The organism is Nocardia sp. NPDC046473, assembly GCF_040645995.1.
GTDB lineage: Bacteria > Actinomycetota > Actinomycetes > Mycobacteriales > Mycobacteriaceae > Nocardia.
Genome location: NZ_JBEYZJ010000015.1, coordinates 37,329 through 62,226 on the forward strand (window position 1 = coordinate 37,329; position 24,898 = coordinate 62,226).

The following is a 24,898-nucleotide window of genomic DNA, read 5'->3' on the forward strand; positions in this document are numbered from 1 at the left end:
GCCGACCTACGATGAACAGGTTTCTCACCGGCACCGAAGCGCGACTAGTTGCCGATAGATACGACTTCACGCGTGCGACGACCATCGTTGACGTGGGCGGTAGAGATGGACGTCTCCTGACCGCGCTTGTCCAGAGCTATCCGCTCGTCGAAGGCATCTTGTTCGACCAGCCAGAAGTCACCCGAGAAGCACGGAATCAGTTTGCCGCCAATGGATTGAGTGAGCGGTGCCGCGCGATCGTCGGCGACATCTTTGCGGCTGTACCGCAGGGTGCTGATCACTACATCTTGAACTCAGTTCTGCGCGACTGCGATACAGGCTGTATCGACCGATTGCTCAGCGCCTGCCGCATTGCGATGGGTGAGGACAGCACCCTCCTGATGGTCACCTACCGGGCCCGACGGAGCGCCGAACACCCCCGCTCACTTCGGAATCATGACAGATCGGCGCTCATCGAACTCGGCGGAGTCGAGCACTCTGAACAGATGATTCGCGCTGTACTGGACCAAGCGGGCCTTCGATTGGACTCCATCATCGACACACGCAGTTCTGTCCACATCCTCGTGTGTCACAGAGCAGACAGTCGATCACACCGAGACACCCCGCCGGACGATCGGGCAGACCGCACTGATCCAGTGCTCTGATCAGCGCGACACGGCCGGACGTCGGTCAGTCGCGAAACCCGTTCAGCGCTGCCCCGGTGCTCAGTCTCGACACGGATTCCGGTGACCGGTACGGTGCGAGAGCGAGTCGCAGTGATTCAGGAACACGAGTCGGTTCGACCTTGTTCTCGCCGACGCTGCGCATACACGCCACTCGCTGTCGACCACGCGCGACGAGTCGCTCGGCGCCATCGTCTTCGACTTTCACATAGGTGAACTCGAACTCGATCTGGGTCTGTGTCAAGTCTGTCAAGGTCATCCGCACCGTCAGGCGGTCGAATGCCGTGAGTTCGGCAAAGTATTCGCAGTCACACTTGATCGTGAACAGCTTCAGATCACGAGCGATCTCCTGCACGATGTCCGGGGCTTTCTCCTTCAGAAACATTTCGCGACACCGGCCTTGCCAGCGAAAGTAATTCACGAAGTACACGTTGCCGACAAGGTTGGTTTCCTCGAAACCGACGACGTGTGAGATCTCGTATCCGAGCATCCTGATCACCCCTTCTGCGCGACGGCGACCACGACCGTCACCGGCGACGGCAATGCCAGCGTGACGACGACAGACCAGACAAGATCCCGGCCATGCCGCATCGCAAGCCAGCCGGGTGCGGTGTCTCGGCTTTCGAACGTCAACCGTGGCCGACTCACCGTCACGCCCAGCTTTGTCACCGCTTCGCGGGCGCTCCACACCCGAGTCGCTGCAGTAGTGAATGATTCGTCGCCCGCACTGCTGCACATCTGGGCGAGGGCAACGCCCGACATCCCGAGCAGATCGCGCCACTGATCCTCGGTCCGTTCCTGCACCGGCTCCAGGTCGCATCCGATCGGCCGCTCGGCAACCACGCCGAGTGTGAGGCCGGTCCCGTGCGAGACAGTGATGTTTTTACCGGGTAATTCGGGGCGTCCGTCGGCACGATGGTGGAGTGATACGCGGTGCCCCAATGCCGCGGCCAACGCGCGCTCGCTCGCGACTCGGCGACTGGGCATCCGCCGGGAGACGGCACCCGCCCGCGTCTCGACAGACGCCGGATCGTGGTCTGCGTCGCGAACGAACGCCATCTGCAACGGTTCTGGGAGCAGCGTATTCAATCGGCGCGTCAGCACCGGCGCCACGAGTTCTGGCGGCCAGCCGCCGGCGGGTTCGATCGCGGTGACCGCGGTCAGCTCCAACTGTTCCCATATCGCCACCAGATTCTGTCCCTGGTCGCGTACGACGACGTCGTAGACGTACTTGCCAGAACCGCTCGACCGCTCGACGGCCGTGAGCTCGACCTTCTCGAAGTCAGCACTCCCGGCGATCTCCCGCACCAGCCCGATTCGGGTCGGAAGCAGTGTGGCGTCGGGTACACACACCTGGATCGCATGCATGAACGCATCTCGGGCGGCGGGATCGCCCAGCACCAGCTGACCCGGTTGGGTAGCCGCGAACCACGGCTCGGCGCCGGCCTGTATTTCAGCGATACATTGTTGGGCCGAGATATGCCTGTAGTCACGAACACTGCGAAATCGCCGACCGTGGAACATGATTCGGTGATAGAAGTCGTTCTCGACGTCCATGTTCATCGGTGGACACTCGTCGTCTACGAGGTCGCCCAAATCGGCAGGTATTACTCGATCCGCATCCGATCCGGTGATCTCGGACGCCAGACAGACCGCGCGGAAGTGATCGGTTTGGAAAGCCGTGGTGGCCGAGCGAATCGCGATCCGTACCTCGCTGCCCTGCCGCAGTGCGACGGTCCGGACGGTTGTGACACCGTCGCCGGGAACCACGATCGGGCGGAGGAATTCGACTGAGCGGAGCTCGATCGAATCCACGTCGCCGAGCAGCGCCACCGCGGCTTGCGCCATCGCTTCCATACCCATCACAGCCGGGAACAGGATGTCGCCGGACACCTGGTGGTCGGCCAGATAGGGGTCGCTGCTGATCGAGAGGTCGGCTTCTGCGATGAGCTCGATCCCCGGGAAATGCAGCCTGGGACGCTCGAGGAAGCGCAGCAGCGGCAACTCCACGTCGTCGAAGGTAATCGTTGGTAGCTCTCCGGTTCTGCCCAGCACCACGACAGCCGATGGGCAGGATGGAGTTCGAAGCAGGTCGAGCATGATCTCGACACCGGTATCCGTCGGGATCGGGTCGATGCCTTCCCGGGTGAGCGCGTTGAGCACACCCAGCCGTTCGCCCATACCGGCTCCGGCCCAGATCGACCATTCGATCGTCAAGCAACGGCAGTTCGGCAGCCGTTGATCGAGCACATCGATGGAGTTGCGTAGCCAATCGTTCGCGACTGCGTAGTGGGCTTCGCCGCGAAGTCCGGCTCGTCCGATGATGCTTCCGAAACCTATGATCAGGCGTAGCTCCGAGGCGGCGACTGCCTCGACGATATGGGCAAGGCCATCAACTTTCGCGGCTACGGTGGCGGCGAACTCCTCGGGCGTGAGTGCGGAGATCAGCGCTGGTGCGTTGACTGCAGCGCCGTGCAGGATTCCGGTGACCGGGCCGAGATCACGTGCAATGTCAGCAATCGCACCCGCGACCGAGGTTCGGTCGGTCACGTCGGCACGGTAGTAGTTCGCGGTGATGCCTGCGCCGCGAACCCGCGCCAGATTGTCGGCGACCTCGGCGTCTGCGGCATCGCGTCGGCCGATGAGCGCTAGCGCACAACCACTTTGGCTGGCCATGGCCAGTGCGCATTCAACGGTGATCCCGTGGGCGCCGCCCGTAACGACGACGACGTCGCCGCTGCCGACCGGAAGCGGCTGCTCGCCGGTCTCGAGTTCGCGTAGTACCGGCTCGGCCCGGATGCCGTGGGAGTCGTAGTCGACCTCGACGAACGCTGTGGTCGCCAGCACCTCGGCAAGCACTAGTTCCGCAGCTGTGTCCGGCGTCAGCGAAGTCGACAGATGAACAACCGTCGTCCTGACCGCGGGCTTCTCCAAATGAACTGTTTTGGCAAGAGCCGCAGCGTTTCGGCCCGTGCCGACAACCACCAACCTGTTCCCCTGCTGGATCGCTGCTTGACCGGCGGCCAGCATCCGTTTCGATTCAACCTGCACGTTGCCGTCACCGCAGAGAAGGAGCACCCCGTCGCCGAGGGGTGCGGTCTCCAGCTGCCGGAGAAGTACCGCCACAAGTGGATCGTCCTGCGCCGCAAACACTTCCCACGTGCCGGGCTGGTCGCCGTTCGGCAGTGTCCGCCGCCGCGGACGGGCAACGTGCTCGACCACGAAGCTTCGAGTCCAGGCGTCGATACCGGTGAGTTCGTCGCGCGGACGGACGTCACCGATACGAGCGGCTTCCTCGATCGACTCGGCGAGATGTCCGACGGTCGCGGTCGCGACATTCGTGGTGGGCTCTGGCGTTCGAAGCCCGAGCATTCGGACTGCATCGCCGACCACCTGCGTGATCGTGATGCTGCTCAAATGCAGGTCGTCTAACGGGTGCGTGCTAGGCGTGATGTCTGTGAGGGGAAGTTCCGTGCGTTCGGCGAGCAGCGTTCGAAGTGTGTACAACGCCGACTGGGTGCGGGGTTCCTGATCATTGGCGACCGGGGTTGGTTCGGTTTCGGCAGGCGCCAGATCGATGAGGTGTGACGCGTCCGGGGCTCTCTCGCAGGGGCTTTCGATAAAGGTGAACTGCTTGTCCGAGGGCATCGCCCGGCAAAAGCGCTCTGCGGTGAGTTCGGCTAGGTCGGGGTTTGCGCCGATTGCGTAGCACGCGGCCAGCGTCTGCAGAGTACCGACCAGAGAGTCGGAGTCCGTGTCCATCGCCACAACCGGCACAGCGGGCACGACCTGTGTCGCCAGCCCGGACAACAGGCGACCTGGTCCCACCTCGATCAGCAGATCACAGCTCGCAGCGAGTCGGGTCAGCGCCGGTGCAAATTGGACCGGTGCCAGAATCTGGCGCTCCAGCAACTCGATGACGTTCGAACTCGCGGTGAGGGCTGCCCCGGTGACGGTCGAGTAGACGCCGGGGCGCTCGACAGGTCGAATTTCCGTCTTGTCGAGATATGTCCGGAACGTCGCTGATGCCGCACCGACCAGAGGCGAATGGAACGCGTGTGAGACCGCGATCTCCTGGCAGTGCAATCCAGCGGCACGCGCTCGGTCGACGACTGCGTCGATGTCGGAGGCCAAGCCGGAGACGACAGTCTGGCGCGGACCGTTGTATCCAGCGATCACAACGGATCCACCGTTCAGCAGAGCGGCCACGGTGCTCGATGCCGCCGTGATCGATGCCATGGTGCCTTGGCTCGTCGCCGCGGCAGACTGCATCGCCTCGCCCCGAACCGCCGCCGCAGCGACGACTTGTGTTTCGTTGAATACTCCGGCCCAGTGCAAGGCCGTCAGTTCGCCGAGGCTGTGCCCGACACAGCCGACCGCTTCGACCCCCGCCTGACGTAGTAGCCGCAGCCCGGCCAACGACGCGGTGACGATACGCGGCTGGGCGTCTTTGGTCGTTGTCCCTGCCCGGTGGCGCCCAGTTGCCTGGTACAGATCGGCGACCACCTCGAACCGCTGTGCGGCAGCGCCGCCGTCACCCAAGCTGGAGACTCCTTGCCCGGGGAACAACAGGCCTATCCGAACCGCGGTTCTAGGTGGGCCGCCGAGGAATTGGCCCTGCTCTGGCATAAAAACCGTTGTCTGCCCTGCAGCGAGGGTGTTCGCCATGTCAGTGAGGCGGCCTGCCGCTTGCGCCTGGTCGAATGCAACCACAGCAGCTTTGTATCGTCTTTGCGAGTCACCACGAGCGAGCGCGGTCGAGAGGTCCCCAAGTTCGGCAAACGAACATTGCGCCGCCAACGCACTCGTTTCGCGTAGCCGTGCTTCGAGACGCTGCGGTGTGGATTCCGAAAGTACGAAGAGCTCGCAGTCCTGCCTACTGTGTGCAAGTCGTCGACCGAGCTCGCGACCGATCGGCACGGGCGGCTGGCGGCTTTCGACGACAATGTGCGCATTGATGCCGCCGAAACCAAGCGCAGACATACCGGCCCGGCGCGCCGAGACAGTGTCGGCTGTTGTGCCACTTGAAGATCCGGACGGTTCGTCGACGGGGAACCCAGAGTCACCGGTCGGCCAAGGCACGGCGGCTCGAGGCAGCTCCAGCAAAGGTGTTGTGGCCAGTAGCGGATGCGGTCGGTGGTTTCCGGTGATCGGCGGAATCGTTGCATGATGCACGGCAAGAACGGTTTTGATCAGGGCCGCAATGCCCGCAGCCGCCTTGGTGTGCCCGATGTTTCCCTTGATCGCGCCGACACCGACACGCTTACGTCTGCTGTCCCGCCCGGAGACCGCGCGACCGAAAACCTCGAGTTCAGCGCGATCGCCCACCACTGTGCCGGTCCCATGACCCTCGAGGTAATCGACGGTGTTGGCAGCGAATCCGGCCATCCGATAGGCGCGTTCGATGGCTACCAGGTGACCGGCGGCGTCCGGCCGAGTGATGCTCCCGCGACCGTCCGACGAAACTCCCCAGCCGGCGATGGTCGCGTAGCTCCGCAAACCGCGTGCGAGTGCATCGTCCTCGCGGACAAGCACGAGCATGCCGCAGCCTTCACCAGGCCAGAAGCCATTGGAAGCCTCGTCGTACACCCGCATTGTCGATGTCGCGAGAGCACCGGTCTTGGCGAATCCGACCAGTTCGAAGGGATCGATCGAGATATCGACGCCACCGACGACTACCGCGTCGAGCTGTCCGGCGGCGAGCGCGTTGCCTGCTGTGGTCACCGACAGCAATGACGATGCGCAGGCGCCGTCCACGGTATAGCCGCCACCCCCGAGGTCGAAGTGGTTGCAGATCCGCCCGGCGATGGTGTTTGCCAATCCACCCGCGAGGCTGTCTTCAGAAATCGGCGGGAAGCCGGCCTTGAAATCGACCTCGTAGGTGGCGATGAATTCTGCGATCTCCTCAGGCGTCCAGCCTTTGCGCTCCAACGAGTTGGCCAGTGTTCGCCGCACGTATGGCCACCGTAGCCGCGTCGCGTTGGCTCTGGACATGTCACCGGTCAGCGTGTTGCCGACGACCACGCCGGTACGCGCTCGGTCCAGACCTTCACCGGCCGGGAATCCCGCGTCGTCGAGCGCCGCGGCGGCGGTGTCGAGCGCAAGCCAATGCGCGATGTCGGTCGACTTGAAAGCAGTTCCGGAGATCCGATATTTGCGGCGATCGAATGCCCATCCTTCGAGCACAGCCGCGTGCGAGGCGTAATGGCGATCCGGTGCGGCGGGGTCAGCCGAGTAGTAGTCCGCCCGGTTCAGCCGGGTATCGGGAATCGGCCGAAACGCCCGCCGCCCAGCGAGCACGTTCTCCCAGAGTTGTGCTGGAGAGGTTGCGTCCGGGTACCGGCACGCCATGCCCACAATCGCCAATCTGGCCATGGCTCAGCCTCGCTGAATACTCGGGACCGCGGCCGACAGCGCCGGAATCGGTTCGTTCGCTTCGGGTTCGGCGGCTCGGCGACTTCGGGCGGCACGCACCCAGTGGGCAATCCAGGCGTAACCGCCGCGGATCGCACACACGATCGTCAGCGCGAAGAACAACGTGTACACGACATCGAGAGCCATCAGGATCCCGTACACGGTCGCAGCAGCGGCGCCGAACATGAACTGCCGCCGGGCTGGGAACGGCGTGGTTCCCGGGTCGGTGATCATGTAGTTGGTGAACAACACGAATGCCGTACCTGTCATCGTGCCGAGCGCGGCAACCAGTGCGGCATCGAACAGCTCGTGACGAACGATGGCCTGGATCACGAACCCACCGACCCAGCCGACGACCAGCGGCACCCGGCGCACAAGTGTGGCGTTGATTACCGTTCCTGCAGTCAGAAGGACGAACGGGACCGCTACTCGGAACATCGTGTTGAGGTTCTCACCGAATTCGTAAGGAGGAGCGATGCTGACCCAGGCGCTGAAGCACAGCAACGTCGCCGTGATCCCGAAATTGGACGGATTCATGAAATGGCGCATCCGCCCGGCGAACGGAGCCTGGAACACATGCTTGCTGGTGACCGCGGCGACGACCGCGAACAGGACCGGCCAGAACTGATTGTTGGTGTACAGCAACATATTTACCGCGATAGCAGTGATATGGGCCGGTAGCAGGAACTCGTAGACGCCACGGAATCCGCGCCCCAGGAACCGCGGCTGGATGCTACGGGACCAGGCGGTGAGCATCTCGAAAACGAAGTCCGTCGCATAAGCCGACAACACCGCCAGAATCGGCCACAGGGGCGGTTGTTCGAAGCCTAGGATGGCGTACCCGATGATGTTGAGGACCGTGAGCGAGATCGCGAAGTTCCGCAGCGCTAGATATCGGACATCTTTGGCCGGCGGTTGACTATCGGGCGGTCGGGCACCCGGATCTTTGCCGTTAGTTGTGCTGGGTTCGACTGCGGCCGTGGGTGCTTGGTCACCGACGATCGGTTTCCGGTTGAGCAGAGTCATGGTCTCGGGGTCCCCTCGTCGATCTGTGTGGCGGTGTCGGTCAACATCAGCGCGTGTGTTCCGGGCGTCAGCTGGAGTGTCTGGTGCCGTGGGACACCGGCGTTGTCGAGCCACGCAACTTCGGCGGTGACCGGGCCGGTGGCCGTGCCGAGTCCGAAGTGGACGTCGAAACTGCGTTTGCCGCCATGCCCGCTGCCGCCGTCGAGTTGGCTGTGCATGGTTCGGCCATCGGCGGTGTGCACGGTGACGGTTGCGTCGTACGCGGGCTGTCCGATTGCCGCGGCAGGCCCATTGTGAGATTGCTGTGCCGGTCGATAGAGACTCAGTTCCAGCGGGTTACCGATATTCGGTGACCGGTTCGCGAAGAACGCAGGTGGTCCCCACTGACGGGCTACCGCGAAGTCCAGGGTTCCGTCGCCGGTGGTATCGGCAACGGCCACGCCACGCGTTGGTATCGGCTCGTTGGTGCCGACCTGATCGGTGATGTTGACGTACTTGCCATCGTTGCCCTTGGCGTAGAACGCCATAGTGTGGCCGCCGGCGATGTCGTCGCCGGGAGTTACCCTCGGCCACGTCTTCGGATCATGGACCAGGACGTCGTTGCTGGTCGCCAGCTCCTGCAGCCACGGCCACCGGTTATCGCCGCCGCCTTTCACGAACCCGGTTGTCTGGAGTACGTCGAGGGTTCCCGAGTTGCGCAGGTCGGCGGCTTTGATATCCCAGCCCCAGCCAGACCAGGCCAGTCCGAGTTGTTGTGCCTGTTGCGAGAACGGGGCGTGCCCGTCGGCGAGTTCTCGACGCATGTCGTCGGGCGTGGCGGTGTCGTTGCGCCATGCGAAGTTGCTCTCCTGGATTCCCCAGGGGGTAGTGATGTTGCTGACGATCATGTCGAACTTCCCACGGCTATACAGGTCGACGAAATCGACGCCCATTCCTTTGAACGAATCGTTACCCAGCACAAAGGATTTGGGATCGGTCCAGGTTCGATCGCCCGTAGCGGTCGTGAAGCGGATAGTGCCCGGTGTCGACTGGTTGTACAGCAGATGATCGTGGCCGAAGTCGTTGCCGATATAGAGCTCGGGAATCAGGTCGCCGGTCAAGTCGCCCGCAGCGAGCGCCAACGTCCAGCCGGTGGCGTCGGCGTACGGGATCGCTTGTTTCTCTTCGACGTAGGTCGGGAGTCCGGCGGGATCGTTGCCGTTCCAACGGAATACCCGGTCGCCGGCCGCGTTCTTCGCGTTCGACATCGAGTCGTTCATGACGACATCGGGGTGACCGTCAGGGTCGAGCACAGCCGAGTTCGGGAAGTAGTTGCCGAAGACGATGTCGGGATGGCCGTCACCGTCGAAGTCCGCGATCGAAACAGCGTTGGTATTCCACAGCTCGCCGTTGTAACGACCCGCGGGGCTGGCCGAGGGCACGACCTCCACGGGCGTGTACGACGCTGCCGACAGCGGACCCGGATTCCCGTTGTGGTGGAAGATGATCGGCGTTCTCCCCCAGTAGTAGACCAGCAGGTCCATCTGGCCGTCGCCGGTGAAATCGCCAGGCGCACAACCCATCGGGGCCATCGTCGAATCCACCACCAGCGGATCCGGCCGCAATGCGAACGGCGTGAACTGGTCGGCCGACGCCGCCGTCGGCGTGTAGGTCACGATCACCGAGTCGGTGCGGGTGTCGACGATGCACATCCCGTCGGAGCGACCGTGTCCGACGAGGTCGTTGATCGCGATGGAAGCGCCGACCGACGAGATCCAGGAGCGGATGTTCTCGTAGGCCGGATTCACTTGGCGCACTGTCTTCATCGGCGCCTGGTCGTAGCCGGGTGGCATCGCGATCGGCATCGACTCCAGGTTGTAGTCGGCGGCGACGATGGCCGCGTCCTCGGTGGTGACCTGGCCGCGGCCGATCAGGAACACCGAGACGAGCAGTACCGCGGCGCCGAGCGCCGGGACGAGGGTTCTTATGCGGGATTTCATGATTCGGCCTGCGCAGTCGCTGTCGGGGAGGAGGACTCGGTTTCCAGATCCGCACTCGCACATCGCTGCCGGATCCGATCGCGCCACACCGCATACGCGACTTCGCCGTCGACAATCGGCTCGACGGGGCGGGTGTCGACGGCGATATCCGCGGCCTGGGTCACGCTGTGGCCGACGAGAATTCGCACAGCCTTCGTTGTGGCAGGCTGCGTGATGCCGGCCCGTCGGCGCGCCTCGGCGGCGAAGACCGCCCCCTGGGCCAGGCACAGCCGGTGGTCTGCCGCGCGGCGGGCCAGCTCGGTGAGTTCGGATTCGGTCGCGCCGCTTGCGTAGGTGGCGGCCAGACCGAGGCCGGCGAACAGGTCCGCGCGCCGATCCGGGGCGAACCCGTCGATCAAGGTGCACGCCAAGTCCGGGTCCGCACCTGACACGAACCACAGCGCTCGACCGATGCCTTGGTCTATCGCGTTCCTGGCGTAATCGCCGTGTGCGAACGGCAGCGCGGGAGGGTCGGCGTCCAGGTAATGGTCGCCCACGTACTTGCTGGTCTTGAAGTACGCCTGGTGGAATCCGTAGCCATCCAGGGCAAGCCAGGCCAGAACTGGATCAGTGATACCGACTGTTGCTGCTCGATGCCATCGCCGCGGCAGCCTCGCCAACGCCCAGCCGACACCGACGTAGAGCATGTAGATGTGCTCGTCCGCCACAGCGATGAAGTCGGTGACGTGATGACGGTGGCCTATCGGCAGTGCGTCGCGAATCGCCAACGCCATTGCCGCGCCCTCGAACGCGAATCCGCGTCGGTTGCCTTCGACATCGGACAACGCAACCGCTGCGGTTGCTGAAGTCGAGCATTCGGCGGCGACGCCGAAGCCCTCGAGGAACGCCCGTCCCGCGGTCTCGAGGCAGGCCTGGGCGTACGGGGAACCAATGGGAAATCCCCGGACCTCCAGCAATACGTCGCGGGTGTCGGGTGTGAGCGCAACGCGGCGCAACCGTCTCAACCAGGGAATCATTTCAGCCTCTCCTCTAGATCCATCGGCCTGGATTCGCAGCGGGACGTGGGCGTCAGGTGTAGAAGCTCGGCTGCGGGAATTCGCCGAGCAACTCGTATCGACCGACCTCGCGCTGCTTGTAGGCGACAGGGTCGTGCAGGCTGTGCGTGCGCAGGTTTCGCCAGAATCGGTCGTAGCCGTGGCGGGAAGCGGTCGATCGGGCGCCCATCACATCGAATATGCGTGTCGTGATCTCGAGGCCGTCCTTGATGATTCGTTGTTTGGCCGCCGAGATGCGTACTGCGACTTCGCCACGCTGCGGCAACGTGACGGATTCTCTTGACGCATGGAGCAATCCGGACAGCTCGTCGTCGACCTGGTCGATCAGGGCTGCCGTCGCCCACAGTTTCGAACGGAAATCCCCGTAGGTCTCGAGGATGTACCACTCTTCGGTCGCGGACTCTTTGTCGTCACCGCCGTAGGGCCAGGGGCGAGTGATCGTCCGGGTGTAGTCCGCGGCCGCGTTCATCGCGCCTTCAGCTATGCCCTGGTACAGGTTGGTCATGATCAATTGGAGGGTGACCAGCGAAAGGCTGCTGTAGAACACCGTGGCGGCCAGGCTGTTGTCGGCGGCCCCGAGCACCGTGCTCCGGGGGACGACGAGGTCGGTGATCGTGACGCTCCCCGACTCGGTTTGCCGTTGCCCCATGTTGTCCCAGTCGTTGTTGTAGACGAGGCCGGGAGTCTTCGAGTCGACGATCAGAAATACTGGTCGCCCGTCGCTGAAAGTGGCGAGCAGGCAGGTGAGATCGGATACGGCGCTACCTGACGCGAACGCCTTGCGACCGTTGAGATGAAGCACATCACCGTTCTCTGTCGCACGGACGTCTTTGTCCCGAGGATTGATCGCGCCGCCGAAGAAGAGATTCGACCGGACGTACAGTTCCTCGTACCTATCGATCTGCTCCGGCGTGCCGAAGAAACGAACCGCCCATGCCCACAGGTAGTGATAGCCGAGCAGCTGGCCGATCGACCCGTCGGCCTTGGACACCTCGCGACATACCCGCAATGCTGTCGACCACGTTTGGCCGCCACCGCCGCGCGACCGGTCACCGAGGATCGTCACGAGGCCGGCGTCCTTGAGTAATTGGACCTCGGTGTGCGGAGCGGTGCCTACTCGGTCCCGCTCCGCAGCATCCAGTGCGAGGATCGCCGCGACCTCACGGGCCCGGGTAATCCATCCGTTCGGTATCGCCGGCCGGACCGTCCAGTCAGCAACGGGTGCAGGTGCAAAAGACATGACAAAGTTCCGTTCTGGTGAAGTCGACGGTCTGACACCGGCCGATCGGCGATTTACTGCCCTACCCGGTTGCGCAGCGGCTGTACCCCTCGCGAATGATGTGCGCGGCCATGCCCACATAGGCGGCCGGATCCTCGGGCACGACCGCTGCCATGCCATCGCAGTAGCGGTTGTACATGCAGAATGCGGCCGATATCAGCACCGAGTCGTGAATCTCGGTGTCTGTCGCGCCCGCTGCACGAGCCGCCTCGACCATCTCGTCGTTGACGAGCTTGCCGTTCTCCGCGACGGCCTCGGCGATGGTGATCAGCGCCCGCATCTTCGGTGTGAGCGGGGCACTGTCGACGTCGGCGAGCACCTTGTCCACGACGGCGCGCCCTTCAGGGCTTTGCTGCGCGCTGACCTCACTGTGGGTCCTGACGCAGAACTCGCAGTTGTTCAACTGCGAGACGTAGGCGGCGATCAACTCGCGATCAGACCTGCTCATGCTGTGCTCACTGCGGAGCAGTACCTCGGCGAGTTGGCTGATCGGGCCGCCGGTTTCCTGGCGGTACTGCATCAGTCCGGGGGTTCCCGGTGGCAGATCTGCGGGGATAGTGACGTGCGGCATTCGAAGCTCCTTGAGTGGTATTCGACCAACCAGGCGCATACGTCGCCCGGGCACTGGCCTAGTGCTGAGAGTCGTTCCGCCAGGGCATAACTCAGCGGAACGTCGAGTTAAACGTCGGTTCCGGACCATCGGCTGATCCAGCCGATTTCTTCCTCCTCCTTTTCGGAATGGGACGCTGCGGACGGCTCGGTGAGCGTCACGGTCGGCGCCGGCTCGGTGTAGAAATTTCCCGCGCCTTTGGCAGCCAGGCCACCGCCTGTCTCGACATAGCAGTAGCCATCGCCGTTGAATTCTGTTGGCTCGATATCGATCCCGAGATACGCTGCGACTCCGGTCGCAACAGCCGCTGCCTGACCGCGGGCGAACACTGCGGCTTTCGGCAGCGGCTTCCCGTTCGCCAAGGTCACGAGCGCTACATCACCAAGTGCCCATACGCCCTCCGCTGCCGTCGTCAGCGTGCGTGCGTCGACCGGGATCCAGCCCGCTTCGCTGAAGCCCGCTTCGCTGACCGGGCGTGGTGCGCCGTGTGGCGGGATTGCAATCAGATAGTCGAACGCTGCCCGTGATCCATCCACGAATCGCAACTCGCCCGCGGGATCCACTCGCTCGATCGGCGTCGACGGGTGGTACTCGATATTTCGCTCGGCGAGCAGTGCGGCCAAGCGTTTGCCGACAACCGGACCTGCGACCGGCATCGGTAGCGGCTCAGGGGTGTAGAAGTCGATCTGCACGTCCGATCGAACGCCGCGCTCCGCTAGCAGGTCAGCAGCTAGCAATGCGCCTTCGTAGGGCGCAGCCGGACACTTGAAGGGCATTCCGGCAACGACGAACGCCAAACGGCCGCCACTGAATTGGCTCAACTGGTCATGAACCGCCAGCGCGCCGTCCATCGTGTAGAACTCCCCCGCACGCCCGACGCTGACAGCTTCCGGGAATCCGACGAGCCCCTGTGGTCTCAGCTCCGCACCGAGTGCGATCACCAGCGCGTCGTAGCTGACCTCGCCGGCCGCTGTAACCACATTCCTGCCAGCGAGGTCGATACACCCGACTTCGGATTCGATCACTTCGACGTCGAGACTGTTGAGCCGATCTGGTGTGTGCATGACCTGGTCGGAACTGCGCCAGCCACGCATGATCCACAGCAGCGACAGACCTTGCGCCGCCTTCAAACAGCGATCGACAACGACGATCCGATCATCCGGATCGAGCATCTCCCGCAACAAGCCCGCGGTGGTCAACCCACCAGTGCCGGCACCGAGAACTACAACGGTTCGCGACATGAGGAAGCGTCCTCCAAAAGGTGAAAGGTGGATCAGACGTTGATGACGGTGTCCGCCCACTCCGTCCAACGGCCGAGTTCAGGCATCGATGAGCGATGCGTTCCTTTCACGAGATCGGTGTCCGGAATGCCGCGAGCGTCCAGGCACGTCCCGCACGAGCCAAGGGCGCCGCCATGCTCCACGATGCTGCGGACCATTGTCTCGATGTTGTAGTAGCCGTCCGGCGTTTTCTGTCCTGGCCGGACAGCACCCACCGCATCGCCCATAAAGAAGACCTTTACTTCGTTTTCCGACTCGCCGACCAGCATTCGCTGCGCCCAGCGGAGTCCGTTGTACGTCCGCTCTGTGCCGTATGGAGGGTCGTGAAGCACAAACAAGAACTTCATTTTCAGTTCCCCAATCCCGAAATTACCGACATCCCGAATAACGGCAAGAAGTATTCATCGACCGCATTCTTCACTGCTTCATTATCATCAGAGGTGGTTCATCGTGACAATGAACTCAATCCGTAAGTGATGATCGACGAACGCCACTGTCCTGCGGGGGCACAGGATTTGAGCACATTCAGACGTGCTCAACTTCGGAAAATCCGCATTTGAAAACCTGGCAATCACCGGTCCCACCGCCGGCTCCCGCCACGGCCCCCTTGCCGGGCGCTCCACGTCCCCCGCCGCTACTATCCCCACTGATCGGGCGATCTGCAGTAAACGCGAATGGGTACAGTCGCACCGTCAGTCCGCATGTCGGGACGATCGGCCGTCCGCAGAATCACAAAGACCACCAGCCGCTGGATCGCCGGCCGCAGAACAGGTCGACGATCCAGAACTGATGGTCAAAAGCCGGAAGCCACCGGCTCCATCCTCTTACCCAACAGTCGCAACGACTTCGAGGTATTCCGCCTCAGCGATGTTAGTGCCGTCCTGGGCCCGGTTTGCTCGCTCGAACTCCGCTATAGCCGCGGCGGAAATCTCCTGCTGCTTGTCAGGTGGCAGCATTTTGAACGCGGTATGCCAGGGCGGCAGATGATTCAGCAGCAGCTGGACCTGAGCCGCCGCGGTTGGAGCGCACCATTCGTGCACTCGGACCGTGCTCGTCAGGGTCACCCGGTCGCCGAACAGCTCGCGACAATGTTCTTCAGTTCCCCACAGTGTGGGCGGTCCCCCGCCCGGCTTGCTTCCAGCGCTCGGCGGCTGTGCCATCGCCTTTGCCATCATCCCCTGCAGGCGGCCGACAATACCGCTCGGCGTCCAGTTCGTAAGTCCGATCCGACCGCCCGGCCGACAGACACGAACCAGTTCGGCGGCGGTACGCGCATGATTCGGCGCGTACATTGCCCCGAAGGTCGACATGACTATGTCGAAAGTGTCGGCATCGAACGGCAGATCTTGGGCGTCGGCCGTTTCGACGCGAAGGTGTAGCCCCTCGCTCGAGGCGCGCCGCGTGGCAGTTTCAAGCGACGACGCCACCAAGTCGGTTGCCACTACGCGCGCGCCGCGTCGGGCGGCGGCGAGTGCGGCGTTGCCGGATCCGGCACCCACGTCCAGGACATCCTGACCTGGATGAACATCCACGGCGCGGGCCAACAATTCGCCGACGAATACATCACGCACCGCGATCGGGTGATAGTCAACTGCTCCCCACATACTCCGCATTCGATCCATGATCTCTGGCGCCATAGTCATCCCGGCTCCTTTTCTCGAAATACGTGATTGTCACGGATTCCTATCCGACGATGGTTACTGCACAATAATCTCGCCGAGGAGTCGAGTGGTCAAACAAGAAGCACTGAAACGGCCGCAGAATTGCTCTGCGGCCGCAATCGATCAGTTGCCCTAAAAGCTATTCAGGCAAATCAAAAAAGACTCACTTCTGCTCACTTGACAGAGACTGCATCGACCTTTACGGTACGCGGACGGATCAGCATTGCGGGTATCAAACCGGCCAGTGTGATCGCAGCCAGGACAATAGCGGCAGGGGTGAAGCCGTCGACAAAATCTTGCGGAGACCGGTAACCGCCAAAGGACGTGAAAATAGCCACGGCAATAGCCACACCGAACACGGCGCCTACCTGCCTGATGGTGTTGCTGACACCGGAAGCGACACCGAGGCGATCCGGATCGACGACTCTCATGACCGCGGTAGCCAGTGCCGGGAACAGTGCCGCTACACCAATACCCGCCACTACCAAGGGCAACACGAGGGTTCCGTAGCCGACTCCCGCTTTGACCAGCGGCCCAATGGCGAAGAACGCGCCCGCGAACAGCACAAGGGCGACTACCACGATCGGCCGCTCGCCGATTCTATCCGCGAGTACGCCCGCTATCGGAGCGACAACCGGTGCGAGTGCCACCCACGGAAGCATTTTGACCCCGACCATCAGAGGGTCGTCGCCGAGCGCGAGCTGCAGGTACTGCGCGAACAGGAATGCGTTGCCGTAAAGGCTGGCACCGAGAACGAAACTGACCCCACAGCCGCCCGAGAAGCTCAAATTCTCGAACATTCGTAACGGCATCATCGGTGCAGATGCGCGTCGCTGCCAGGCAACGAACGCGATCAACAGCAACAACCCCGCAATGATGCCGCCGACTATCGAGGGCGAGGTCCAGCCGACCTCACCGCCACGCAAGAGTGCTTGCGCCAAAGAGACCACACCGGCCGTCGACAAGAACATGCCCAAGAAGTCGATCCCGGTCGCACTGCCCCGGCTCTCCGGCACCTTCCGCCAGGTGAGAACGATGACGACCAAGCCGATTGGCACGTTCAACCAGAAACACCATTCCCAGGACAAGAAATGAATAATCGTTCCGCCGACCAGCGGGCCGACCGCGACCGCCATGCCCATCACCGCGCCCCAGATGCCGAATGCGGTGCCGCGGCGCTCCGACGGCGTGGACGCTGTGATCACTGCGAGTGCCAACGCTGTCGCGATGCCGCCGCCGAGCCCCTGGAAGCCACGAGCGAGAACAAGCATCTCCATGCTGGTGCTGAGCGCACACAACACTGATCCGACAGTGAACCAAGCGACTCCGACGATGAACATCCGTTTGCGTCCGTACCGGTCGCCGATCACCGAGCCGGTCAGGATCAACGCGGCGAAGCCGATCTCATAGGCGTTGATGGTCCATCCGATACCTGCTGCGTCCGTGTTGAACTCGAGGTGCAGAGTCGACACGGCAGTCATCATGATCAGGACGTCTAGGCCGACCATGAATGACGCGACCGAGCCCAACGCGACGCTCCAGGCGTGGCTTCCTGCGGTGTCCTGCTCATCAACGGCTGTCGCCATGTCGGCTCCCCTCGTGAAGTCGTTCAACCGGCGGTCGTGGATGCGGTTGCCGACCCGAAAGGCCGGGCCGACAACCGATCACACGTCTGAGATGGTGTTACTTGTTCGCGAGCGCCGCCGCGTAGGCGTCGAGGTTGGCCTGCCAGCCACCACCCTGATTGATGCCGTCGTAGACGCCCTGCCCCTGAATCAACCGCTCGATGTTTCGATGCTCGACGTCCACTGTGGTCTGATCCGGGCCTGCGGAGGCGAAGCGGATCTCGATCTCACTGGCGTGCTCAGGATCTCCGTCGAACGCGAACATCCCGTTGATCTGCCAGGTCAAGACGATCTTGTTCGGCGGATCCCAAGCGATCACCCGACCCCAGTCGCATTCCGAACCGTCCACGCCCTTCTCGAACCAGCGGCCGCCCTCCCGAGGCTCGATGACCCCGTCAGCCATGTCCGCTTGACCGATGTGGAATACAGTCGGCCACCAGCTTCCGAATGATTCGGTGAAGAACTTGAACGCATGCTCTCGAGGTACATCGACCGTGACGCTTCCACTGATCACCGGGATCGACGCTGGCGTACTCATAGATGACTCCTTTTCTGCTGTAGATAACGCCGCTTCCGCAGCACTTCGAAAAGAGCGGAGCGCATCTTCCTGGATCCGATCCAGATACGCCCGTATTCCTGCTACACCCTCGACGTTGAGCCGGTAGACGTGTCGTGTGCCCTGTACCTCGCAGATGACAAGTCCGCCAATTCTCAGCGCAGAAAGATGCTGGGACACCGCCGGCCTACTGATGGGTAGCGTCTCCGCCAGCTCACCGACCGAACACGCGCCCCGAGCCAGGCGCTCGAAGATTGCGCGTCTACTACGGTCGCCGAGCAACATGAGAGCAGCTGAACCCCCGTAAGTGTCCATCGTGAACCTCCGTTAGTGTTCACTGACGGTTAGACTAGACTTATACACCTGGGCGATGCAAGGGCCCGCGCCGAACCTTTGTTCGTCGCCCCTCCGGCGGCGAATACTGGACCGATCAGTTGGCTTTGCGAGCATGAAAGACCACATAGGCGCCCTGCCGATCCAGGCGGAGGTCACCGAATCCCGCGCCGTTCAGGCACTCGCGCAGGTCCTCGAAGGAGCCGACGGTCGCGAACTGATCGGTGCGCTGAAACTTCGCGATTGCCGCCGCCGACAGCGCGCTTCCACCGGTGATGACGACAGTGCCTCGCAGCTCGCCGCCGGCTCGCAGGACCCTGGCCATCTCCGCTGCAGCAGCGGCTGGATCAGGAAAGCAGTGCAGCCCGTTATAGCTCACACACACATCGAAAGCGCTGTCGGGGAAGGGCATACGTGCTACGTCCGTCTGGACGTACTCGATACCGGTGATGCCGCGGCGTGCCGCCTCGACTTCTGCCTGTTCGAGCATGAACGGCGAAATGTCAGCAGCGACGTAGCCGGTTACCTTCATGCCCTCGATTCCCCGAAATGCCACCCCGCACCCGCAAGGCACGTCCAGCACCCGCGAGCCGACAGCGAGGTCCGCGAGGCCCGCGATATCGGCATAGAACGGTCGCACGTCGGCACCCCAGACGACCCTGCTGAGCAAGCGGAACAGGCGGGGTCGGCGAATGGTGTAGTTGTAGATGCGCTGACTCGGCTTTCCCGAGCTCCAGCGACGGGCCACCTTGTCGTTCGCCACAGCCATTTGTGTCTTCCATTCTCCGATGACGGTCGGTGTGCATCCCCGGCGTAGCTTCTCCGATGCCGGGTGGCACGTATGGTTTTCATACTGCGGCAGCCATACGACTCAAGATTTCGGTAAGGATGTTGGGCGAGGTGGCGAAGTTCAGACGGACGAAGTCTTCGCACCCCGGGCCGAAACTCTTGCCCGTGCTGAGTTCCACCCGGGCGGCTTCCCGAAAGAACACGGCGGTGTCTTCTTTGTGAAGTTTTCCGCAATCCAACCAGAGCAGGTAGTTCGCCTCGGGCGGATCGCATGTGATCATCGGCATCCGTTGAACGATGCTGTCGCACACCATGTCCCGGTTCTGTCGAAGTCGATCCCGGACCGCAGCAAGCCAACCGTCACCGTCGCACCAGGCAGCCTTCGTCGCTTCGATTCCGAGTACGTTGACTACACCGAAGACATCCGGCGGAGCGGCGTCGATCGCCTCGCGCAGCTCCGCTGGACCGATGTGGGTCACCGCGCATCGCAGACCCGCGAAGTTGAATGCTTTGGTAGCGGAGGTCATGGTGATCGTTCTCGCCGCGATCTCAGGGCTCAGCGATGCGATCGGGATGTGCCGGTGTGGCGCGAACGCGAGATCGGCGAGCACCTCGTCGGACACGACCACCATGTCGTTGGCGATCGCGATCTCGGCGAGCTCCTCGAGCTCAGCTCTGGTGAACACCCGTCCGGTCGGGTTATGTGGATTGACAACGATCAGCACACGAGGGCGTTCCTCGACGATCGTCCGGCGCAGCCGCTGCGGGTCGAACGACCACCCACCTTCGGTGCGTTCGATCGGATCCGTGATGGCACGCCGGCCCATCATCGTCACCGTCTTCAAGAACGGCGGGTAGCTCGGCGTCTGAATGACGACGCCATCCCCCGGTGCGGTCATCGTCTGGATGACTATCTGGATTGCCTGGATGATGTCGCTGAAGCTGCGCACCCAATCAGGCTGGGGCGCCCAGTGATACAACTCCATCCGCTTGGTGAAGTCGTTCGCAAGTGGATCCGGACCGCCCCAGTTCGACCAGGCGGGATACCCGAGATCACCCCGGCTCAAAGTCGCTGCCAGCGCATCCAGCACCGGCGGCGCCACCGGGAAGTCCATGTCCGCTATCCACGCGGGAAGGACGTCGGGCGCGATTCGTCCCCATTTGACCCCGGTCTTGCTCCTGAGCCACCTCAGGTCGAGGTTGTCGAAGCCGTACGCGCGTAGGGCCATCTCGTTTGCTGGGTGATCGGTCATCACGATTCCTCCGATCAGTTCAGCGGCCGACGGCCTGCCGCGTGTCCGGATCGACGTGATCCGCCGGAACCTGCCACCGCCGGCCGTCTGCCGACGGCACGAACTTCGACGCAGCCGCGGGCATCGGCGCGCCACGATCGACCGCACCGCGCATATCCCGGATGCCCATCTCCATCCCCTTGGCGAAACCGCCGATCATGGCTGGCGGAATCGGCATTGTCTTGGCCTCCGGAGGAAGCCCACCAGGGGGAACGATGTCGCGCGCCATCATGCCTCCGACCACATCGAGGAACGCCTCGAGGACCGAACCATCATGGTGGGCAACACGTTTCGCTTCCCAGTAATACGATTCCTCGGTGCGGTTCATCTTGTAGAACGCAACGAGAAAATCTCGGAAGATCGCGAATTCCAGCCGGTATCGAGTTTCGAACTCGCTGAAACACGTGGCTTCGTCCGCACTGCCCGCGAGGTGGGTGTTGATTGCTCGCGCCGCGAGCAGCGCGCCATAGGTAGACAGATGTACCCCGGAGGAAAACACCGGATCGATGAACATCGCCGCATCGCCGACGACAGCCATTCCTGGCCGCCAGAGACTAGGTCGATCGTATGAGTAGTCCTTACGCACCCGAACCTTGTCGTAGGGTGCTGCTGTCGACCGTCGAGCACCACGCAGATAACGGTCGACGAGGGGACACTGGGTGATGAACGAACGTAGTGCCGCATCGGGATCTGCCTGGATCGACGCCGCTTTATCGGCGCTGACTACCGCACCAACACTGGTCAGCTTGTCACTCAACGGGATGTACCAGAACCAGCCGTCGTCGAAGGCCGCCGAGAGGATGTTGCCACTGTTCGGTTCCGGCAGTCTGCCCCCGTCTTCGAAGTACGAAAACACCGCAAGGTTCCGGAAGAACGGCGAGTATTCGCGGTCGCCGCCCACCGCTCGATGTATGCGGCTACCGTGGCCGGAGGCGTCGATCACGAATTTTGCGGTGGCCGATCGACGTTGCCCCTTGTCATCGGTAAAGGTAACTCCGCCTACCCGCCCCTCGGTCTCCAGCACGCCGTTCACACCATGATTTTGGCGGACTTCGACACCCTGCCGCTCCGCATTGCGGAGCAGCATCTCGTCGAACTTCATACGCTCGACTTGATAGCCGTAAGCGCCGAGTTCGATCATATCCGGCGATGCCGCGAAGGCGAAGGTCCACGGCTCGTCACTGGCACCCCACCGGAATGTTCCGCCATTCTTTCGAATGAATCCAGCACGCTCGATTTCGTCACGCATACCAAGCAGCGGAATGATTCCATGGATCGTCGACGGAAGCAGTGACTCGCCGATCTGAAAGCGCGGCAGCACATCTCGCTCCAGCAGTAGGACGCGATGACCGTCCAATGAGGTGATGGTTGCCGCAGTCGATCCGGCCGGCCCACCACCAACGACGATGACATCCCAATCGGTAGTAGTCATATGATCCTCCGTTCAAACCGCACCCCAACGATTTCCAAGGACAGGTGCCACTCGCGAAATTGTCCCGAAATCTGAAGCGCACTGTCAATCTCTTTTCAAATGAATGCAAGGATTTTCTTATACACGACGGCGTCGACTTGAAAGCTGACACTCGCCGCGCGACAACATATCTTTCAAGATTGACACCACCACCTCTAGGCCAAGGAGCTGAGATGTCGCCAACATCGTCCCCTGTTCTGTTCGGCCGGTTGGACGAACACCTGATCGAGAGCGAATCGCTTCGTGGCAATATTCTGCAAGATGCCGATACGCGACCACTGTGGGTGTACGTGCCGCCCGGCTACGACGAAGACGATATGCGCAAGTATCCGTCAATCTATATATTGCAGGGGTATATGGGACGAATCGAAATGTGGTGGAATAGATATCCATTCCAGCGTCCTTTTATCGAGATCGTCGACGACCTGATGGCCAGTGCGGAGATTCCACCGGCGATCGTCGTGTTCGTGGACACTTGGACAAAATATGGCGGAAGCCAGTTTCTCGACTCGCCGGGGACCGGCCGATACCACACCTACCTTTGTGACGAGATTGTCCCTTGGGTCGACTCGCACTACCGGACCCATCGTGCGGCCGCACGCCGCGGCATCTCCGGGAAGTCCAGTGGCGGGTTCGGCGCCATGGTCACCTCGATGCTGAGACCGGACCTCTTCGGCGGTTTCGCGACGCACGCCGGTGATGCGCTGTTCGAGTTCACCTGTTTCGCGAAGTTCCCGATGTGCGTACGCTTCCTGCGTAATTACGGCGGGGACATCACACAGTGGTGGCAGGACTTCCAGCAACGCGGCAGCTTCACCCGGCCCGAGGACCCGTCTCTACTGATCATCTATGGCATGTCGGCATGTCTGTCGGCCCGCGCGGACGGCACCCCTGAACTTCCGTTCGACCCGGCCACCGGGATGCTCCGGCCAGCGGTGTGGCAGAGGTGGCTGGACTGGGATCCGGTACGGATGGTGCCCAACCACACCGAGGCGTTGAAGTCGATGCGGGCAATCTGGGTCGATGGCGGCACGCAGGACGAGCACTACCTCGATATCGGCGCTCAAGCTTTCCACGCGGCCCTCCAGCAGGCGGGCGTCCCAGCTGATGTCGTGCGCTTCGAACTGTTCCCGGGCAAGCACAACGGCATCGATCATCGCTACCCCTTATCCCTGGGCTGGCTCGCCGAACGGCTATCTGCCGATTGATCGGCCGCACATGTTCAACGTGAACTTTTCCGCAGTTGAACACTCGAGATCACCGTATCGATCGACGGACAAATGCGCTGGTGAAATCGACTACGACAGTCAGCGCGGTGAGAGCAAGCATCGCAGTGAGCGCCCCGCGATAGTCGAACACATGCAGCCTGTGATCTAGCAGCAGCCCCAATCCGCCTGCCCCGACGACGCCGACCACAATGGTTTCCCGGATCGTCACTTCCCAGCGGTATAGCCCAAATGCGACGAATCGCGGCGTCACCGCCGGCACCACGCCGTAACAGAACACCTGCGCCTCGGTCGCTCCCTGTGCGCGCAAAGCCCGCAGCGGGCGGCCGTCCAGGTTCTCGGCGGCTTCGGCCATCAACCGTCCCAGCACACCTGCGGTGTAGACGCCGAGCGCCAAGGCGCCCGGCACGATGCCCGGATAGCAGACGAACAGGAACAGCAGCGCCCACACCGGTGGTGGAATCGCCCGCAGCACCACAAGAACGATCCGGACGACCGCAAACGTGATGATTCTCCGCGCCTGTCGCACAAGGCCATCGTTGGTCCGGCGGCCCAGCTGCGACAGCCTGGCGGCGGGAAATGACAGCACCACACCGCCCCCGAACGCGAACGCCATGGCAAGCACTGACATGGCAAGCGTTGTGGTCGTCAGCTCGATCAGCTTGTCGACGCCGTCGGAGCCGATCGCAGGCGGCCACGCCTTGATCAGCACGGCGATGGCTTGCCTCCAGTTGCCAGGGTCACCGAGCACGCGCATGTCGAGGCCTATCCACCAGATCGACAGCACGGCAAGCGATACGACTACAAGCAACGATCCGACAAGCACCGGATCGCGATGGCGCTTGCTGTGACGGCGACGCACCCAGCCACTCCAGAAGTCGGCCGCGACATTCAACCCGATCAGCGCATACAACGAGGTCCAGATCTCGTCGTAGCGCAGTGTCTGAAAGCTCAGCATCAGTTCATAACCGAGCCCGCCCGCGCCGACGATACCGAGAATCGCGGCGCTGCGAATCGCGCAGTCGAAGCGGTAGAAACCGTAGGAGATCAGGTCGGGCAACGCAAGCGGGATAAGCCCATAAAGCATCGCCGCCAGTTTCCCGACGCCCGCGGCTCGCAGCGCCTCATACGGCCGACGCGGTGCTTCGTCCAGCAGCTCCGAAAAGACCTTTGCGGTGACGGCACCGAAGGGAATACCGATAGCGAGCACCGCGACCATCGGATTGAGCCCGAAGACGAGCAGGAAGAACAGCGCCCAGACCACCTCGTGGATTCCGCGCGGCAATGCGAGCGCCACGCGAGCAGCGGCCCACCCCACCTTGCCGCGTTGTCCACGAGTTCGAGGACCCGACCACCACCAGGCCTGCGCTGTCAAAATGCCACCGACGATGCCGATCACAATGGCGAGCAGAGTTCCCAGCACGGCGTAGGCGAGCGTTGTCAATGTCGAGGTAAGCGTCAGGACGACGAATTTTCCATCGAGCTCGGGGTGGAGAGCGTCTCCGAAGAACTCGGCGAACGCTGCACCACCTCCGGGGAGCAATACCGGTTTGTGCCAGATTCCCAGCACGACCGACCCCGTCACAGCGGCCGCCAGCAATCCCAACCACACATGTCGCCGGCGCGCGGGACTACCAGTG

General features: G+C 62.6%; 18 protein-coding genes. 2 read left to right on the forward strand and 16 right to left on the reverse strand.

All coding sequences use genetic code 11. The annotated features are described in order from the left end of the window. The first annotated feature begins 11 nt into the window (after positions 1-11). Complete coding sequence (locus tag ABZ942_RS41625; protein ID WP_357391785.1) at positions 12-644, forward strand: methyltransferase; 633 nt, start codon at positions 12-14, stop codon at positions 642-644. A 25-nt stretch (positions 645-669) separates the two neighbouring features. Here ABZ942_RS41625 and ABZ942_RS41630 read toward each other — a convergent pair whose 3' ends face one another. The 15 genes from ABZ942_RS41630 to ABZ942_RS41700 all read right to left on the reverse strand — a co-directional run bounded on the left by ABZ942_RS41630 (position 670) and on the right by ABZ942_RS41700 (position 21,993). Continuing rightward, positions 670-1,152: an acyl-CoA thioesterase gene (locus ABZ942_RS41630; protein ID WP_357391786.1), complete on the reverse strand. Its 483-nt coding sequence runs from the start codon at positions 1,150-1,152 to the stop codon at positions 670-672. Between the two features lie 5 nt (positions 1,153-1,157). After that, on the reverse strand, positions 1,158-7,037 hold the full coding sequence (locus ABZ942_RS41635) for an SDR family NAD(P)-dependent oxidoreductase (protein ID WP_357391787.1): 5,880 nt from the start codon (positions 7,035-7,037) through the stop codon (positions 1,158-1,160). A 3-nt stretch (positions 7,038-7,040) separates the two neighbouring features. Further along, entirely contained in the window at positions 7,041-8,102 is a 1,062-nt protein-coding gene (locus ABZ942_RS41640; protein ID WP_357391788.1) for an enediyne biosynthesis protein, read from the reverse strand. Continuing rightward, a complete protein-coding gene (locus ABZ942_RS41645; protein ID WP_357391789.1) occupies positions 8,099-10,081 on the reverse strand; it encodes a CRTAC1 family protein in 1,983 nt (660 codons plus the stop codon). The genes ABZ942_RS41640 and ABZ942_RS41645 overlap by 4 nt, the downstream gene beginning before the upstream one ends. After that, complete coding sequence (locus ABZ942_RS41650) at positions 10,078-11,097, reverse strand: DUF1702 family protein (protein ID WP_357391790.1); 1,020 nt, start codon at positions 11,095-11,097, stop codon at positions 10,078-10,080. The genes ABZ942_RS41645 and ABZ942_RS41650 overlap by 4 nt, the downstream gene beginning before the upstream one ends. A gap of 52 nt (positions 11,098-11,149) precedes the next feature. Further along, a complete protein-coding gene (locus ABZ942_RS41655) occupies positions 11,150-12,376 on the reverse strand; it encodes an acyl-CoA dehydrogenase family protein (protein WP_357391791.1) in 1,227 nt (408 codons plus the stop codon). 61 nt (positions 12,377-12,437) lie between these two features. Then, positions 12,438-12,986, reverse strand: coding sequence for a peroxidase-related enzyme (locus ABZ942_RS41660; protein WP_357391792.1), 549 nt, complete (start codon positions 12,984-12,986; stop codon positions 12,438-12,440). A gap of 107 nt (positions 12,987-13,093) precedes the next feature. Further along, a complete protein-coding gene (locus ABZ942_RS41665) occupies positions 13,094-14,266 on the reverse strand; it encodes an FAD/NAD(P)-binding oxidoreductase (protein ID WP_357391956.1) in 1,173 nt (390 codons plus the stop codon). Positions 14,267-14,298: 32 nt separating this feature from the next. Further along, a complete protein-coding gene (locus tag ABZ942_RS41670; RefSeq protein WP_357391793.1) occupies positions 14,299-14,652 on the reverse strand; it encodes a DsrE family protein in 354 nt (117 codons plus the stop codon). Between the two features lie 477 nt (positions 14,653-15,129). After that, positions 15,130-15,948: a class I SAM-dependent methyltransferase gene (locus ABZ942_RS41675; protein ID WP_357391794.1), complete on the reverse strand. Its 819-nt coding sequence runs from the start codon at positions 15,946-15,948 to the stop codon at positions 15,130-15,132. Between the two features lie 191 nt (positions 15,949-16,139). Next, complete coding sequence (locus ABZ942_RS41680) at positions 16,140-17,552, reverse strand: DHA2 family efflux MFS transporter permease subunit (protein ID WP_357391795.1); 1,413 nt, start codon at positions 17,550-17,552, stop codon at positions 16,140-16,142. A gap of 97 nt (positions 17,553-17,649) precedes the next feature. Next, positions 17,650-18,462 (reverse strand): metalloregulator ArsR/SmtB family transcription factor, encoded by an 813-nt coding sequence (locus tag ABZ942_RS41685; RefSeq protein WP_357391796.1) that lies wholly within the window; start codon positions 18,460-18,462, stop codon positions 17,650-17,652. Between the two features lie 115 nt (positions 18,463-18,577). Beyond that, the gene (locus ABZ942_RS41690) at positions 18,578-19,249 is read right to left on the reverse strand and encodes a methyltransferase domain-containing protein (RefSeq protein ID WP_357391797.1); all 672 of its coding nucleotides are present in this window, start codon (positions 19,247-19,249) and stop codon (positions 18,578-18,580) included. Between the two features lie 79 nt (positions 19,250-19,328). After that, on the reverse strand, positions 19,329-20,522 hold the full coding sequence (locus tag ABZ942_RS41695) for a PatB family C-S lyase (protein ID WP_357391798.1): 1,194 nt from the start codon (positions 20,520-20,522) through the stop codon (positions 19,329-19,331). Between the two features lie 19 nt (positions 20,523-20,541). Next, complete coding sequence (locus tag ABZ942_RS41700) at positions 20,542-21,993, reverse strand: FAD-dependent oxidoreductase (protein ID WP_357391799.1); 1,452 nt, start codon at positions 21,991-21,993, stop codon at positions 20,542-20,544. A 248-nt stretch (positions 21,994-22,241) separates the two neighbouring features. Here ABZ942_RS41700 and ABZ942_RS41705 point away from each other — a divergent pair, with 248 nt between their 5' ends. After that, on the forward strand, positions 22,242-23,240 hold the full coding sequence (locus ABZ942_RS41705; RefSeq protein WP_357391800.1) for an alpha/beta hydrolase-fold protein: 999 nt from the start codon (positions 22,242-22,244) through the stop codon (positions 23,238-23,240). Positions 23,241-23,289: 49 nt separating this feature from the next. Here the strand turns inward: ABZ942_RS41705 and ABZ942_RS41710 are convergent, their stop codons facing one another. Continuing rightward, a complete protein-coding gene (locus ABZ942_RS41710; protein ID WP_357391801.1) occupies positions 23,290-24,858 on the reverse strand; it encodes an ABC transporter permease subunit in 1,569 nt (522 codons plus the stop codon). Positions 24,859-24,898: the final 40 nt, after the last annotated feature.